14 protein-coding genes and 2 pseudogenes are annotated in these 14,946 nt (G+C 68.4%); 8 read left to right on the top strand and 8 right to left on the bottom strand.

Going from position 1 to position 14,946, the window contains the following annotated elements; translation table 11 throughout:
• The coding region (locus VFB40_RS01150; RefSeq protein WP_527249181.1) for a HoxN/HupN/NixA family nickel/cobalt transporter at positions 1-192 on the top strand (192 nt) is incomplete at its 5' end.
• A 2-nt stretch (positions 193-194) separates the two neighbouring features.
• On the opposite strand, the gene VFB40_RS01145 is transcribed toward VFB40_RS01150, so the two are convergent.
• Positions 195-998 carry a nuclease-related domain-containing protein gene (locus VFB40_RS01145; protein ID WP_324847351.1) on the bottom strand — a complete coding sequence of 268 codons (804 nt, stop codon included), beginning with the start codon at positions 996-998 and terminating at the stop codon, positions 195-197.
• Positions 999-1,146: 148 nt separating this feature from the next.
• Here VFB40_RS01145 and VFB40_RS01140 point away from each other — a divergent pair, with 148 nt between their 5' ends.
• Complete coding sequence (locus VFB40_RS01140; protein WP_324847350.1) at positions 1,147-1,980, top strand: metallophosphoesterase; 834 nt, start codon at positions 1,147-1,149, stop codon at positions 1,978-1,980.
• A 66-nt stretch (positions 1,981-2,046) separates the two neighbouring features.
• Here VFB40_RS01140 and VFB40_RS01135 read toward each other — a convergent pair whose 3' ends face one another.
• The 6 genes and pseudogenes from VFB40_RS01135 to VFB40_RS01110 all read right to left on the bottom strand — a co-directional run bounded on the left by VFB40_RS01135 (position 2,047) and on the right by VFB40_RS01110 (position 9,811).
• On the bottom strand, positions 2,047-3,945 hold the full coding sequence (locus VFB40_RS01135; RefSeq protein WP_324847349.1) for a DUF262 domain-containing protein: 1,899 nt from the start codon (positions 3,943-3,945) through the stop codon (positions 2,047-2,049).
• A gap of 133 nt (positions 3,946-4,078) precedes the next feature.
• Positions 4,079-5,059, bottom strand: a complete 981-nt coding sequence (locus tag VFB40_RS01130) for an MGH1-like glycoside hydrolase domain-containing protein (protein WP_324847348.1) — start codon at positions 5,057-5,059, stop codon at positions 4,079-4,081.
• A gap of 21 nt (positions 5,060-5,080) precedes the next feature.
• Positions 5,081-6,742, bottom strand: coding sequence for a glucosidase family protein (locus VFB40_RS01125; RefSeq protein WP_324847347.1), 1,662 nt, complete (start codon positions 6,740-6,742; stop codon positions 5,081-5,083).
• 28 nt (positions 6,743-6,770) lie between these two features.
• A pseudogene (gene thiC, locus VFB40_RS01120) lies at positions 6,771-8,279 on the bottom strand (phosphomethylpyrimidine synthase ThiC); the annotation flags it as partial.
• 259 nt (positions 8,280-8,538) lie between these two features.
• Complete coding sequence (locus VFB40_RS01115) at positions 8,539-8,751, bottom strand: hypothetical protein (protein WP_324840523.1); 213 nt, start codon at positions 8,749-8,751, stop codon at positions 8,539-8,541.
• A 487-nt stretch (positions 8,752-9,238) separates the two neighbouring features.
• Positions 9,239-9,811, bottom strand: coding sequence for a MarR family winged helix-turn-helix transcriptional regulator (locus tag VFB40_RS01110; protein ID WP_324840522.1), 573 nt, complete (start codon positions 9,809-9,811; stop codon positions 9,239-9,241).
• A gap of 161 nt (positions 9,812-9,972) precedes the next feature.
• On the opposite strand from VFB40_RS01110, the gene VFB40_RS01105 reads away from it, so the two are divergent.
• From VFB40_RS01105 to VFB40_RS01090, 4 genes are all read left to right on the top strand, one after another.
• Positions 9,973-10,356, top strand: coding sequence for a phage holin family protein (locus VFB40_RS01105; RefSeq protein WP_324840521.1), 384 nt, complete (start codon positions 9,973-9,975; stop codon positions 10,354-10,356).
• Positions 10,357-10,563: 207 nt separating this feature from the next.
• Positions 10,564-11,112 carry a low molecular weight protein-tyrosine-phosphatase gene (locus tag VFB40_RS01100; RefSeq protein WP_414641996.1) on the top strand — a complete coding sequence of 183 codons (549 nt, stop codon included), beginning with the start codon at positions 10,564-10,566 and terminating at the stop codon, positions 11,110-11,112.
• Positions 11,109-11,957: a fructosamine kinase family protein gene (locus VFB40_RS01095; RefSeq protein WP_324847344.1), complete on the top strand. Its 849-nt coding sequence runs from the start codon at positions 11,109-11,111 to the stop codon at positions 11,955-11,957. Before VFB40_RS01100 ends, VFB40_RS01095 begins: the two co-directional genes overlap by 4 nt.
• 324 nt (positions 11,958-12,281) lie before the next feature.
• Complete coding sequence (locus VFB40_RS01090) at positions 12,282-13,382, top strand: peptidoglycan-binding domain-containing protein (RefSeq protein WP_324847343.1); 1,101 nt, start codon at positions 12,282-12,284, stop codon at positions 13,380-13,382.
• Between the two features lie 16 nt (positions 13,383-13,398).
• Here the strand turns inward: VFB40_RS01090 and VFB40_RS01085 are convergent, their stop codons facing one another.
• Positions 13,399-13,689: a TfoX/Sxy family DNA transformation protein gene (locus tag VFB40_RS01085; protein ID WP_324847342.1), complete on the bottom strand. Its 291-nt coding sequence runs from the start codon at positions 13,687-13,689 to the stop codon at positions 13,399-13,401.
• Between the two features lie 204 nt (positions 13,690-13,893).
• Here VFB40_RS01085 and VFB40_RS01080 point away from each other — a divergent pair, with 204 nt between their 5' ends.
• Both VFB40_RS01080 and VFB40_RS01075 read left to right on the top strand, forming a co-directional pair.
• A complete protein-coding gene (locus VFB40_RS01080) occupies positions 13,894-14,217 on the top strand; it encodes a DMT family transporter (protein WP_324847341.1) in 324 nt (107 codons plus the stop codon).
• Positions 14,218-14,395: 178 nt separating this feature from the next.
• Positions 14,396-14,946: pseudogene (locus tag VFB40_RS01075) on the top strand (hypothetical protein); the annotation flags it as partial.

The following is a 14,946-nucleotide window of genomic DNA, read 5'->3' as shown; positions in this document are numbered from 1 at the left end:
GGCACCGTGGAGCTGCTCAGCCTGCTCGCCCAGCAGCTCAACTACACCGGGGCGTTCTGGTCCTGGATCGCCGGGCTGAATCTGAACACCGTCGGCTTCGTCATCGTCGGCCTCTTCATCGCCACCTGGGTCGTCGCGCTGGCGGTATGGAAGTTCGGCCGGATCGAGGAGCGCTGGCGGACCGAGGGCTGACGTCACGCCGCGCCGGTCGACTGCTTGCTCACCAGCAGCCGGTTGGCCGCGATGATCAGGCTGTCCACCGCCTGGGCGGACCAGCGTACGTCCGGACTGCGCAGCGTCGAGGCCAACTGCTCCGGGGTGAGCACCGTGACGCCGAGCATGTTGCGCGGCGTGCCCTGCAGCTTCTCCATGTGCACGGCCAGCAGCGGCTGCACCGTGACGATGCCGACCTCCTCGTCGAGCGCGGCCGCCTCGGTCAACGCCTCGCCCAGCGCCCGCGCCTGCTCGACCAGCCGCTTGAACATCGGCGCCTGGTCGACGTGGTTCACGTACATCACCGCGCCGAACATCCGCACGTCGTGGTCGTGCCACTGCTTCGAGTCGATGAGGAAGGCGCCGCGCGGCGAGAGCACGAGGTGCTCGATCTCGAACGGTTCGCCGAACCCGGTGAGCATCCGGTCGTGCAGCACCGTCGCGCGGCCCCGGATCTCCACGGCGCGCAGCACCTTGCCGGTCTCCGACTCGGCCGCGGCCCGCGCCCGTACCCGCACCAGCGCGTCCGGCTTGCGGAACAGCACGTCGAGCACCGCCGCGGTGCCCAGCACGAAGTAGAGCACGCCGAACAGCGGAAAGTGGGTCGAGTAGCCGGCGATGATGGAGACGGCCACGATCAACGGGCCCCACCACAGCGCCGACAGCGCCGCAGAGCGCCGGCGCGTCGCGATCCAGGCGTCATAGCGCTGCGAATAAGCCGCTTGCAAGCTCTGACCAGCGCGCGGTGGACCGTCCCGACGTGCCGCCCGGCCGATCGTGGCCATCGGCAACCTCCTAGATACCACGGGTAGTCGACGCCGCCTCGCGTGTCCCCGCGGCGACCGTCGAAACCCTTCTCAGCACGTTAGCGGCATACGGACACACGCGGCAGGGATACCGGAAGACCGCTTTCTCCCACTACCCTCACATCTCATGGTTGACCTGTCCGATTCGGTGGCCGCAGTGGGCGACGTGCACGGCTGCGTGGCTCCGCTGCGTGAGGCGCTGTACCGCGCCGGATTCATCGACGAGCGGGAACGCTGGATCGGTGAAGACGCCCGGCTTTGGTTCCTCGGCGACCTCACCGACCGCGGCCCGGACGGCATCGGCGTGCTCGATCTGGTCATGTCGTTGCAGGCGCAGGCGGCCGACCACGGCGGCGAGGTGGGCTGCCTGCTCGGCAACCACGAGCTGATGCTGCTCGCCGCGCATCTGCCCGAAGGCCGCAGGCTGCGGCTGATGCAGTCCGGCGACGACGACGTGCACGCGCTGTTCCGCGAGCGCTGGTTCGGCAACGGCGGCCAGGACGCCGACTCCAGTCGGCTGACCGATGCGCACTTGGAGTGGATCGCCAAGCTGCCGGCCATGGCCCTGACCGCCGACGGGCACCTGCTCGTGCACGCGGACACGGTCGGGTACCTCGAGTTCGGTGAATCCGTCGAGGCGGTGAACGAGAGCATCGCGGCCCTGCTCAGCGACCCGGTGGACGTCGAGGAGATCGACCGTCTCACGCACCTGATGACCAAGCGTTTCGCCTTCGCCTCCGACGACGGGATAGCTGCCCGCGAGTTCCTGCGCACCTTCGGCGGCAGGCAGCTCGTCCACGGCCATTCCCCGATCCCGCTGCTGCTCGGGATCGAGCCGCACGCGGTAACCGGACCCTTGGTGTACGCGGGGGGCTACGCGGTCAACCTCGACACAGGCCTCTTCCTCGGCGGCCCGTGCCTGGTGTGCGGCCTTCCCTCCGTACCCAAAGAGCTTCCCTGATATCGAAGCCAACCCCGATATCAGGAATCCGCTGATACCCCGTTCGTCACGGCTTCAAGCCTTGGTTCAGGCGGGTTGCACCTCGACGGCGGAGGCGGTCGGCGCGGCCGGGGTGAGGCCGAGCCGCTCCGGGTCCCAGATCCGCTCGCACAGCGCCCGGTACAGCCGCTGGCGTTCGGTGATCGAGGTGATCCCGAAGGTGTGCGGGTACGCGCGGAAGTGGTCGGCCAGGCCGTTGCGCACCACGAACCTGCGGAAGGACGGATTGCGTTCGTAGCACAGCGGATGCAGCGAGCGGGCCAGCAGATTCTGCGCGCGGTAGTGCTCTGCTTTGAGCGAGTACGGGTCGTCCCGGAACGCCGCGTTGATCTCCTTGGGCAGCAACAACAGCGCTCCGAATCGGTTGCGCACGACGCGGAACCGCTCCGGCGTGCCCACCTCCTCGGCATAAGGGCCGAAGTGGTCGGCCCAGATGTGTTCGATCTCGTACGGCCGGCCGGACGGTCCGAAGCCGAGGTAGTCCACGATCAGATCCGGCTGCCCGCACTGGGTTTCCACCCAGTGCGTCATCCGCGCGAGCAGGTAACGCACCTGCTTGCGGTTGTCCGAGCGCAGCCCGAAGGTCTCCAGGCCGGCGAAGTCGTGTTCGAGCCCGGACACCTCGGCGGCCAGCAGCGCGCGCACCGACTCGAGGCTCTGCGCCGCGCGCAGCGGCTCGACCAGCGCGCCGATCTGCCGGGCCAGGTCTCCGGATTGCAACCCGGCGTAGTTGGCCATCCGGCGGGCCAGCAGCAGATCGCAGAACGCGGCGACGAGGCGGGCCTTCTCCCGGAACACGGTGTCCGAGTCGTTCGGACCGATCGCCGCCATGATCAGCGTGAGCTGATGGGTGAAACCGTTGGCCGCGTTGTAGAACACCGGCTCTAGCCCCTTGGCCGGCGCGGCGCAGGCCTCGACCAGCGCCCGGTAGCGGTCCGCCAGGGGCCTGATGGTGTCCCGGATGAACACGCGGTAGTCGCGCGGGCGCACCAGGCCGACCGCGTCGGTGTTCTGCCGCACCCACTCGTGGAACGCGGTGGAGATCCGCTCCGCGGTGGCCGGCTCCGCGGGCGCGTACCTGGCCAGCAGCACGGTCTTGACGAAGTCGCCGGGGGCCTGGTCGTCGGTGACCGCGAGCTGCGACATGGTGCGCCGCCAGATGGCGTTCAGGGCGCTGTGATCCTTGTCCGCGCGCGAGAGCAGGAAGGACTTGAGCAGGTCGAGCGGGGTCAGCCGGGCGCCCCGGTCGTTCATCGACTCGAAGATCTCCCAGCCGTGGTCCCGGTTGCGCGCGGTGATCTCGACCAGGAACACCCGCTCCAGGAGCCAGTCCACGAAGAAGGGCAGCGCCTCGCCGCGCAGCGCGGCCGGGAAGTCCTCGACCAGTTCCCGGTAGCGCTGGCACATGGTGCGCACCGCGAGCGGGGTCAGCTCGGTGACGGGGAAGTCGCGTCCGGCCCGCAGCGCACGCAGCGCGGGCTCGCGTTCGTCCACGTGCACGGTGAACGTCGGCACGCCGTACTGCACCGTGCAGATCATGTTGTCCAGCACGGCCGCGCCGGCGTGGTCCTCGAAGTCGGTGAGCCGATGCCGCAGGTGGATCAGCAGCAGAAGCAGGGTCGTGAAACGCTGCTGACCGTCGACGAGGTATGACACACCCGGGGCGGGATAGGTGACGAAGGGACCGAGGAAGTAGGGCCGGTATCCGGCGACGTCCTCCCGATCGTGGTCGGCACGCCACTGCTCCAGGAAGCGGCCGGACAGGTCCTGTAGGAGATCGCCGACGTGCGTGCGGCTCCAGTCGTATTCGCGCTGGTAGTGTTCGAGCCCGTACCTGCGTCCGGTGAACAGTTCCCTGACGGTGTGCCCCCGGCCGTCGATGCGGTCCTGCCTGTCGTTGTTCGAGAACGCGGCCTTGGTCGTCAAAATGCAGCCTTGAACATGATCCTGGCGTCTCCTTGTGCAAGACGCGGAACGCGGGCCACGGGAGAGCGCCTTCGAGCGCTGCTTTCACTCCAGTGCGCCTCTTGCCCACCCTGTCTTCGGGAACATGCCCAGGTCAGCGGGTAGGAAAACCAGACGGCGGGTTACGAATGAGTGAAGCGATCAAGGCGGTCCACCCCGTCTGATGCGAAGCGCCGAGGCCCTTTCCGGTGTCCCCGTGGAAGTATTCGAAGAACCACGGGCGGTCCCGCCAGCGCGGGTCGGACTGCAAGAGAGCTGATTCAGGCGACGCCGTATCCGCTTGCGGGGCGTCGGCGCCGGCCGGGCCGAGTACCGGACGGGTGCTCTCGGGGCCGAGCCGGAAGATCCCGATCAGCCGCTGCCGCAGCTCCTCCGCGAACCCGGCCCGGTCCACGTCCGGCACGTCGGGCACCGGGTGCCGGGCCACCGCGAGGGCCGGGCCGACCCGGCAGATCGCCTCGTACACCAGGTAGTTGAGCGGCAGCCAGACCGGGCCGCGCCAGTTGGAGTTGCCGCCGAACATGCCGGAGCGGGATTCTCCGGGCTCGTAGTCGACGCTCGCGGTGTAGCCGTCGAGGTCGACGGAGAACGGGTGCTCCAGGTGGTAGCGCGAAAGCGAGCGCAGGCCGTGCGGGGAGAAGAACTCCTCCGGGTCGCTGAGCCGCTGCAACATGCGGGCCGCCTGCACGTCGTCGGCGAGTGAGAAGACGATGCCGCCGGCGGCATGCGGCCGAGTCACCGCGCGGGCGTACTCGGGGCGGCGGGTGGTGAACTCCGCCAGGTGCGCGGTGAAGCGGGGCAGCCGCTTGAGGGTGTCGGCGTCCACGGCGATCGCGGCGAGCAGCGGCACCGCGCCGACCATCGAGCGCACCCGCATGACCACCGGTTCGTCGCCGTCCCGGCGCAGCCGGTCGTAGTAGTAGCCGTCCTGCTCGTCCCAGAGCCCGCAGTCGTTGATCGCCTTGGCGATGTAGGCGTAGTGCTCGGCGAACTTGCAGGCCATCTCCTCGTAGATGGGCTCCTGTGCTGCCAGTTCGATGGAGATCGCGAGCATGTAGAGGCAGTAGGAGGCCATCCAGCCGGTGCCGTCGGACTGCTACAATACCCCGCCGACCGGCAGCCGGGAGCGATCGAAGACCCCGATGTTGTCGAGGCCGAGGAATCCGCCCTCGAAGATGTTGTCCTCGCCCTCGTCCTTGCGGTTGACCCAGAAGGTGAAGTTCAGCAGCAGCTTGTGGAAGCAGGCCTTGAGGAAGTCGCGGTCGCCGCCGACCGCCCGGTGTACCCGCATCGCGGCCCAGGCCAAGACCGGCGGGTTCATGTCGTCGAAGTCCCACTCGTAGGCCGGGAACAGGCCGTTCGGGTGCTGATAGCGCTGCGAGAGGTAGGTGTAGAGCTGCTCCTTCGCACAGCCGGGATCGACCTCGGCCATCACGGCGCAGTGGAAGGCCAGGTCCCAGGAGGCGAACCAGGGGTACTCCCAGGGATCAGGCATCAGCAGTACGTCGCGGGCCCAGAAGTGGTCCCAGCCGGCGTTGCGGTCGTGGCCGCGGTGGTCGGGCGGGAGCGGCTGGGCCGGATCGCCGTGGATCCAGCGGTGCACGTCGTAGTGGTAGAACTGCTTGGACCAGATCAGACCGCTGAAGGCCTGGCGCATGATTCGGGCGTCGTCCGGGGTGGTGTCGTCCGGCGTGAGACCCGCGTAGAACTCGTCGGCCTCGCGCTCGCGATCTGCCAGCGTCGAGCTGTGGTCGCGCGCAGCGGTGCCAGCTGCGGCCAGCCAGAGGTTGATCTCGCGCCGTTCACCTGGCGCCAGATCCAGCACATAGTGCAACGCGCCCTTGGTGCCGGTGCGCTCCGGACTGACGGTGTCGGCACCGCCGACGACGTGATCCCCGATGCCGTCCTTCGGGTACTGCGTCCGATTCTGCGCACCGAACAGCAGTTGCGCGTTCGTCTCGTTGTCGCAGAGCAGCGCCGGGGGCGTCTGACCGGAGGCGTCGGACAGCACGAGGGCGCCGTCGAGGTGCGGGTGTTTCGCGGTCAGCCTGCCGGGCTCGCCGACGATCATCAGCCCTGATGTGTCAACGGCGTCCTCGATGTCCGGCGCACGGCCCCAGGACCACATGTCCCGGAACCACAGGTGCGGTAGCACGTGCAGCGTCGCGGGGTCGGGCCCGGCGTTCTCCACAGCGATGCGGATGGCATACGCATCCGGCGCCGCCTTCGCGTAGTCGGCGGTGATGACGAAGTAGCGGTCGTCGGCGAAGATCCCGGTGTCGACGAGCTCGTACTCCGGGTCATCCTTACCGCGCGCCGCGTTCTGCTCACGCAGCTGTTGATACGGGAACTCGGCCTGCGGGTAGTGGTAGCGCCAGCGCAGCCACGACCCGGTCGGCGTCGCGTCCTCGTACCACCAGTAGTCCTTGGCGTCCTCGCCGTGGTTCCCCTGGGCGTTGCCCAGGCCGAAGGCCCGCTCCTTGAGGATCGGGTCGCGCCCGTTCCAGAAGGCCAGCGCGAAGCACCAGTCCTGGTTGAGGTTGCACAGCCCGGCCAGGCCGTCCTCGCTCCACCGGTAGGCGCGGGAGCGCGCGTGCTCGAACGGGAAGTAGCGCCAGGCGTCGCCGTCGGCGCTGTAGTCCTCCCGCACGGTGCCCCACGCGCGCTCCGACAGGTAAGGGCCCCACTCACGCCAGGGCTCTACCCCGTCGTCCGCCGCCTTCAGCCGCCGCCGCTCCGCGTTCGCGTCTTCATACACCTCACCAGTCTTACCCGACCGGTGCGGCCGCCGCGCTACGAATCTGGTGGGTGATGCGCATCGAGCAGAAGTGCGGGCCGCACATGGAGCAGAAGTGCGCCTGCTTGGCGGGTTCGGCCGGCAGCGTCTCGTCGTGGAAGGAGCGGGCCGTGGTCGGGTCGAGGGCCAGGTTGAACTGGTCCTCCCAGCGGAACTCGAAGCGGGCGTCGGAAAGCGCGTCGTCCCAGGCCTGTGCGCCCGGGTGGCCCTTGGCCAGGTCGGCGGCGTGCGCGGCGATCTTGTAGGCGATCATGCCCTGCTTGACGTCTTCCAGGTCCGGCAGGCCGAGGTGCTCTTTCGGGGTGACGTAGCCGAGCATCGCGGTGCCGTACCAACCGATCATCGCCGCGCCGATCGCGGAGGTGATGTGGTCGTACCCGGGGGCGATGTCGGTGGTCAGCGGGCCGAGGGTGTAGAAGGGCGCGTCATCGCACAGCTCCTTCTGCAGCTCCACGTTCTCCCGGATCTTGTGCATCGGCACGTGTCCGGGTCCTTCGATCATCACCTGCACGTCGTGTTCGCGGGCGATCCGGCCCAGCTCGCCGAGGGTCTTGAGCTCGGCCAGCTGTGCCTCGTCGTTGGCGTCGTAGATGGAGCCGGGGCGCAGGCCGTCGCCGAGGGAGTAGGTGACGTCGTACTCGCGCAGGATCTCGGACAGCTCGGCGAAGTGGTCGTAGAGGAAGTTCTCCCGGCCGTGCGCGATCATCCAGGCGGCGAGGATGGAGCCGCCGCGCGAGACGATGCCGGTCTTGCGGCGCGCGGTCAGCGGCACGTAGTCGCGCCGGACGCCGGCGTGCACGGTCATGTAGTCGACGCCCTGTTCGCACTGCTCGATGACGGTGTCCCGGTAGACCTCCCAGGACAGCTCCTCGGCCTTGCCGCCGACCTTCTCCAGCGCCTGATAGATCGGCACCGTGCCGACCGGCACCGGCGAGTTGCGCAGGATCCACTCGCGGGTCTGGTGGATGTCGCGCCCGGTGGACAGGTCCATGATGGTGTCCGCGCCCCAGCGGGTCGCCCACACCATCTTCTCCACCTCCTGCTCGATCGAGGAGGTCACCGCGGAGTTGCCGATGTTGGCGTTGACCTTCACCAGGAAGGCCTCTCCGATCACCATCGGCTCGATCTCCGGGTGCCGGAGGTTGGCCGGGATGACCGCGCGGCCGGCGGCCACCTCGTCACGCACCTTCTCGACCGGGACGCCTTCGCGCAGTGCGATGAACTCCATCTCGGCGGTCACCTCGCCGCGGCGCGCGTAAGCCAGCTGCGTTCGCGGAGGCTGCGAGCCCTGGGCCCGGTCGGCGATCCATGCCTCCCGCAGCTTGGGCAGCCCGGCTCGTACGTCGGTCTTCACATCGGGATCGGTGTAAGGGCCCGAGGTGTCGTACAGCACGACGCTGTCACCGGTCGACAGAACGACCTCACGCATCGGGACGCGGATCGCGCCGGCGCAATCGCCGGAAGCGGACTTTGCAGTGCTCAGATAGGTCTTGCGTATCGCGGACACGGTCGCCCCACTCTCCCTACGCCGGCATTACCCGGACAGGTTCTTGCGGTCGGCGACAACGGCTTGTCTCGGCCTGCGGCCTGGCCAGTCGCCCTCTCAGCCCGGTCGGTTCCGAGCTCCCGCGGTCTTGAGTTGTCCCGGTCACCCTAGCGCGGGCAGCACGCAGCGCAAGGCGAGGGCGGAGCGATTGCTTCCTAAGGCCGACCGGCCGTCCGGCGGCGAGAGCGTCGCCGGACGAACCGGGTGCGGATCAGTAGTCGCGGCGGTTGCGGATCTGCCGACGCCGGTAGGCGGGCAGCGAATTCATGAACCGCCGGTACCCGTACCAGAGCACGCCTACCGCCCCGACGGCGAGCGCGACGAAGAACAACGAGCTGAACACCGCGGTGACCAGCGCGATGACGATCTTGGCGGCGATCACCACACCGGCGACCGCGAGCACAGCCTTCAGCCAGGTTGGCATCTGCCTTCCCCAACCCCTTCAAGAGCCTCAGGACGCCGCGCGTCACGGCGTCTACCGGAAGAACGTTCGGGCTCTCGCCCCCGTTCCCAATCCACGATATATCGCGTTAGGCGGCTACGCCAGTGTCCGGTGGACACCTTGTTGCGGGCCGTTCGCGGGACCGCGGCCGCCTCGAAGCAGGAGGCCGGGCCGGGCTCGGGCCGCGGGGAGGCGTGAGGAGTATGCCCGGCGCCAAACGCGCCTAAGCCCGCCGGGACCTAGCGCACCCCGGCGGGCTGTCGAGCGCCTCGCCGCACAGCCCTTGCGTGCTGCGGCGTGGCCGGTGTTTCTGAGCGCTTGCGCGCGTTACTCGTGTTGCTATTGCTACCCGCTGATACCAGAGTGTCGCACTGAAACCTCTGATACAGCAGAGCATTGACTGCTGCCGCACTATCGCAGCGGTCGGTTGTGACGGCCGTGATGTACACCGGCTGTCGGGATCGCGGGATCAGGCCTTCTTGGCGCGCGTCGAAGCGCGCTTCGCGGGGGCCTTCTTGGCGGGCCTCTTGGCGGCGGCCGGTGCCTTCTTCGCGGTCGCCTTGCGAGCCGGACGCGCAGCCGGGGCGGGGGTCTCCTCCGCCTCGACCTGAGCGGTCACGGTGGCGAACGCGCTGCGGCACTTCTCCAGCAGCTTGCGTAGCGACTGCTGGTCCGCCTTGCTGAGCTGCCCGTTGAGCAGCTCCTCGACCTCGAGGATCTTCTTGTCGGCGCGGCCGAGCAATCTCTTGCCCGCCGCGGTGATGTTGGTCTCCATCGCGCGGCCCTGACCCGGTACGGTGCGCCGCTCGATGAGACCCTTGACGGTCAGGTTGCCCAGAACCGTCGTCATCGTCTGCGGAGTCACCAGGCACCGGCGGGCGAGTTCGGCCCCGCTGATACCCGGCGTGTCAGCGATCACCAACAGCGCCGAGTACTGCGGGACGGTCAGGCCCATCGGGCGCAGTGCCGCGTCCTTCGCTCCGGAGAGCTCTTGCTCAAGGCTCTTGACCATGTGGCCGAGCCGGTCATCCACTGCTGTCATGGCGTCGATCATATCCTGTGTCGCACAAAATGCCCGTTTTTGCGGCGGGCTCTGACGCGGATGGGTGATACACAACGCTCTGCGAGCGCCACCCGTACCCTTCTACAACAGCTTGCCACACCTTCTTGGCCGAAGCGCGCCACTTGCGGGAACATGCGGCCATGAAGAAATTCGTGATCAAGATCCTGGTGAACGCGGTGGGCCTGTACGTGGCCTCAATCGTGGTCAAGTCAGGCATCGCGTTCCAGGGCACGGGCTTCCAACTAGTGTGGACCGTGCTGCTGGTCGCGCTCATCTTCGGCCTGGTGAATACGTTCATCAGGCCCATCGTCAAGCTGTTCAGCTTCGGGATCCTGCTGCTCACGCTGGGGCTGTTCACCTTCGTCATCAACGCTCTCATGCTGTTGCTGACCTCGAAGATCTCCGACCACTTCGCGGTGCGCTTCCACGTTCAGAACTTCGGCTACGCGCTGCTCGGCTCGCTGATCATCACCGCGGTGTCACTGATCCTGCACGCGGTACTGCCCGACGAGAAGCGTAAGTAGGAGTGGAAACAGCGGTCGAAGCTCAACGTCCGGGTACACGATCATGACCGAAGAACAAGGCCAGTGAACAACCAGGCGGACATCCGTACCGGTGCGGACCACCGGCGCGGCGAGCGCAGTGCCCTGCAACGCTCGTCCGGCGGCGGGCAGGCCCGGGAACCGTACCGGGTCTGCTTTGTCTGCACGGGCAACATTTGCCGCTCGCCGATGGCCGAGTGGGTGCTGCGCGCACGTATCGCCGAGGCCGGGTTGTCGGACGTAGTCGAGGTGGACAGCGCCGGCACGGGTGACTGGCACGTCGGGGACGGCGCGGATCCGCGCACGGTGCGGGTGCTCGCCCGCCACGGCTATCCGTCGCGGCACGTGGCGCGCCAGTTCGAGCAGTCCGACTTGCTGCGCAGGGACCTGGTGATCGCATTGGACCACGGGCATCTGCGGACCCTGCGGCGCTGGGCTTCGGCGTTGTCCGGCGGCTGGGGCGCGGCGACCGGTGCTTCGTCCGTCAGCGCTCCATCCGTCGCCGCGCCTTCCGCCGATCCGGTGAAAAACGCCGCCAGCGCTGCTGACGCTCCGCGTATGGCGGAGTTGCGGCTGCTGCGCGAGTTCGATCCGGCTGCGGGGCCCGACCGGCTGGACGTACCGGATCCGTACTACGGTTCTCTGGCAGGCTTCGAAGAATGCCTGGCGATGGTGCAGGACGCGATGCCGGGCCTGCTGTCGCACATCGGGTTGGCTTTGGAGACGAGGGCAGGGTGATCGGCGACCAGGTGGCCGCGGTGCTCGGGGGCGCCGTGGCCGGGGTGACCGCGCTCGGCACCGGCGCGGGGGGCGCGGGGACCTATCGGGTCTCGCTGCTCGACGGCGGCAACGTCTTCGTCAAGGCCACCGGGGGGCAGGACCCGGAGTTCCTCGCCTCCGAGGCCGCCGGGCTGCGCTGGCTGCGCGAGGCGGAGGGCGTGCTCGTGCCCGAGGTGCTCGGGGTCAGCGACTCGCTGCTGGTGACCACCTGGGTCACGCCCGGGCGGGCGACCCCGGAGGGCGCGGAGGAGTTCGGCCGGCAGCTGGCCACGCTGCACGCGCGCGGAGCGCAGTCTTACGGCGCTTCCTGGCCGGGCTTCATCGGCGCGCTGCCGATGGACAACACGGAAGAAGAGGAGTGGCCGGGTTTCTACGCTCGGCGCAGAGTGCTGCCTTACCTGCGCTCGGCGGTCGACCGGGGTTCGATCGACGCGGAGGGTGCGGCCGTGATCGAGCGGGTCTGCGACCGGATCGAGGACCTGGCCGGGCCGCCCGAGCTGCCGGCCCGGATCCACGGGGACCTGTGGGCCGGCAATATCCACTGGGACACCCGCGGCCGCGCCTGGCTGATCGACCCGGCGGCGCACGGCGGCCACCGGGAGACCGACCTGGCGATGATGGCGCTGTTCGAACCGCCGCACCTGGACACGATCATCGCGGCCTACGACGAGGTGCATCCGCTCGACGAGGAGTGGCGCGAGCGCGTGGGCCTGCATCAGCTGCATCCACTTCTCGTTCACGCGGTGTTGTTCGGTTCTTCGTACGGGGCGCAGGCAGTCGCCACTGCGCGCCAGTATCTGTAAGCGTGCGCCGTGCAGCAGAGGCGGACGCCTCTATAACGCACCGTCTGAGTCGCTTCCGGGAACTTACGATGAACCGCCTCCGTGGCGCCGCACGTGTGACACATTCGAAGGACCACACCGACGCACCACAGAATTCGGACTATCCGGACTTACCCGGCGGATAACATCCCGGACGCGCAATGTGACAGTCCTGTCGCAGGAGAGCAAAGGGTCGGTAGGAGATGTACCGGACACGCGTACAGGCGTACTACAGTTGCCGACCGTCAGTCGGGACGGCGGGATAGGGCATTGAATTCACGGGCTACCTATGGAGCGTGACGAGCGGTGAGCTACTGCAGCTCCTGCGGCGAGCCGGTGGAAGGCCGGTTCTGCCGGATGTGCGGGACCCCCTTCGAGGCGGTCCCCGCCGAAGCGGTCGCGGCGACCACCAGCATGCAGCAGGGTCTCTTTCCGACTACGCCGCCACACCGCCCCACCCACGCGCAGCCGCCGGAATCCGCGTTCGAATCGCTGTTCCGGCAGCCGGACGGACAGATCAACCCGCACAGCTTGACCCAGATGATCCCGCCGGTCGAGGCCGACTACCGGATGCCGCCGCCGGGGTCGCAGCAGTTTGACGCGTTCGGCGCGGCGCCGGAGAAGACGACCGTGCTCCCCTCTCATCCCGGCGGAGGCGTCTACCCGCCGGGACCGAGCACCGAAGCGCCCGAGAACTGGGACGACGACGAGTCGGGCATGCGCAAGCCGGTGCTGTGGGGCACCGTCGGCGCAGTCGTCGCGGCTTCCGCGGTGATCCTCGGCCTGCTCTACATCGGCAGCCACAACAACGGAGCCGCGGCGGGGGCGGGCAGCACCGCGTCGAGCGCACCTTCCGCTGTGGTCTCGACCCAGACCTCCGTGGGCAGCGTCCCGCTCGCCGTCGGATCGGCGAACCCGTCGCCCTCCGCGAGTCCCTCAGCCTCACCATCGATGCAGGCGACTGGCAGTACGACGCTGCCGCTGTCGATCGGCTCGACCGGCACATACGTCCACTACGTGCAGACCCGGCTGCGACAGCTCGGCTACTACCACGGCGACATCACCAGCCAGTACGACCAGGCGACCGCACAGGCGGTGATCTCGTTCCAGGGCAAGGCCCAGGTGACCGGTGACCCGTCCGGCACGGTCGGCCGGTCGACGCTCACCGCGCTGATCGCGGCGGGCTCGCAGCCGAACCTGCACCTCGGGCAGCGGTCCGCCGACGTCAAACGCCTCCAGGAGGCGCTCAACAGCGCGGAGGACGCCGGACTCAACGTCAGCGGACGCTACGACCAGGCGACGTTCCTGGCGGTCGCGCGCTACCAGACACAGGTCGGCGTCGCGCCCACCGGGACGATGAACGCGCAGACCTGGGCCGCGCTGCAGTCCGGCATGATCGCCGGCTGATCACCGCCGTGTCTGATCAGCGCAAGCCGGCCGCAGTGAGCAACCGGTCGCGCTCCGGCCTGCTGATGGCAGTCCACCGCACCGCGCGGATCGCCCCCTCCAGCGCGAGCAGGGTGTGCACGCACTCCTCGCCGGGGGTCTTGTCCGCGATCAGCTCCCAGGCCTGCAGCGCACCGAGCTGTTTGAGCTGCTCAAGGGTATCGACGCCGACGGAACTCAGCCGTTCGGAGAGGACCGGGCCGATGTTCACCGCCCGCTCCATCGGCGTGCCCCGGGTCGATCCGCCAACCGACATCGCCACCGCCACCACCCTTCCTCCGGCCGCTCCACCTGGCGCCCACGCAACGAGCGTGACCCAACTGCCCCCGCTCGGCCACCCCACGCGCCCTTATGACTGATGCATTATGTGATCTGCCGGTTTCTCCCGGACACGCCGCCGATCCGACCGAACGAAGGAGTTCGTCTGGTTTGAGTATTTGTGTAGCACCGCGCGCCCCCGGAGACTGGGAGCATGGCCTGGCTCCTCGTCATCGTCGCCGGTCTCCTGGAGACCGGGTTCGCGGTCTGCCTCAAGCTGAGCGACGGCTTCAGCCGGATCGTGCCGACCATCGGCTTCGCTCTGTTCGCGCTCGGCTCCTTCGCCCTGCTCACCCAGGCGCTGCGCCGGCTCGAGGTCGGCCCGGCGTACGCGGTGTGGACCGGGATCGGGGCGGCCGGAACAGTGCTGTTCGGAATGTTGTTCCTCGACGAGAGCAGTTCCCCGGTGAAGATCCTGTCCGTCTCGCTGATCGTGGCGGGGATGGTCGGGCTCAACCTTTCCGGGGCCTCGCATTGAATGAACCCGCCGGCAGATTGAACCGACAGCGCCGCCGGGCCGTGACCGTGACCAGGTGGTTACCGCCCGGAGCATCGCGCCGCTTAGATATCGATCCTGTGTCAGACGCCGCTCGCCCCATGGCGCCTGCGCCGGCCGCCGATATCTTTACCGCGTAAGGACGCAGCAAGGAGGGGCCATGGACGTCTCCGCGACGTCTGCCACGGCAGTCAACCCCTTCGGCACGGCACCACCGCCCACGGGGGGTCAGGCGGCGCCGTCGCTGGAGGAAACCGTAGCCTCCGCCGAAACGGCGCTCGCTGAGGCGCAGATCGCATTGGAGACCAGCAGGTTCGACCTCGACCGGCTGACCCGGCTGCACCACCACCACCTCGGACCGCTCTACGACCGGCTCGACCAGCTCGACCTGATGATCGCCGAGGCGCGGGCCGCGATGACCGGAGATCCGGAACAGGCTCGACGCGCGTACGAACTGAGGTACGGGTCTGCCGGGCAACCTATGTTCGATCCGTTGACCGACCCGCTGCCGACAGGCGAGCCCGAGCCGGCCGGTCCGGTCATCGATCCGGAGTACGCGAGCACGCTGCGGTTCACCGAGCCCGTCGAGGAGCAGGCGCAGAGCAACGACCCGGCCAAGACCCTCCAGCGGCTCTACCGAGACCTGGCCCGGCGCGCCCACCCCGACTTCACGCAGGATCCGCGGGAGAAGGAGCGGCGTAACGCGTTCAT

The sequence above is a fragment of the Actinocrinis sp. genome (assembly GCF_035650855.1).
Lineage (GTDB): Bacteria > Actinomycetota > Actinomycetes > Streptomycetales > Catenulisporaceae > Actinocrinis.
The sequence above is the reverse complement of the archived record's forward strand: the minus strand, read 5'-3'. Positions and strand labels throughout refer to the sequence as shown.

What these genes read in the sequence shown, in the direction of transcription:
- VFB40_RS01145 (WP_324847351.1), bottom strand. Translation starts at nt 998, where the DNA reads ATGGCCACGATCGGCCGGGCGGCACGTCGGGACGGTCCACCGCGCGCT.
- VFB40_RS01140 (WP_324847350.1), top strand. Translation starts at nt 1,147, where the DNA reads ATGGTTGACCTGTCCGATTCGGTGGCCGCAGTGGGCGACGTGCACGGC.
- VFB40_RS01130 (WP_324847348.1), bottom strand. Translation starts at nt 5,059, where the DNA reads ATGGCCTCCTACTGCCTCTACATGCTCGCGATCTCCATCGAACTGGCA.
- VFB40_RS01115 (WP_324840523.1), bottom strand. Translation starts at nt 8,751, where the DNA reads ATGCCAACCTGGCTGAAGGCTGTGCTCGCGGTCGCCGGTGTGGTGATC.
- VFB40_RS01110 (WP_324840522.1), bottom strand. Translation starts at nt 9,811, where the DNA reads ATGACAGCAGTGGATGACCGGCTCGGCCACATGGTCAAGAGCCTTGAG.
- VFB40_RS01105 (WP_324840521.1), top strand. Translation starts at nt 9,973, where the DNA reads ATGAAGAAATTCGTGATCAAGATCCTGGTGAACGCGGTGGGCCTGTAC.
- VFB40_RS01100 (WP_414641996.1), top strand. Translation starts at nt 10,564, where the DNA reads ATGGCCGAGTGGGTGCTGCGCGCACGTATCGCCGAGGCCGGGTTGTCG.
- VFB40_RS01080 (WP_324847341.1), top strand. Translation starts at nt 13,894, where the DNA reads ATGGCCTGGCTCCTCGTCATCGTCGCCGGTCTCCTGGAGACCGGGTTC.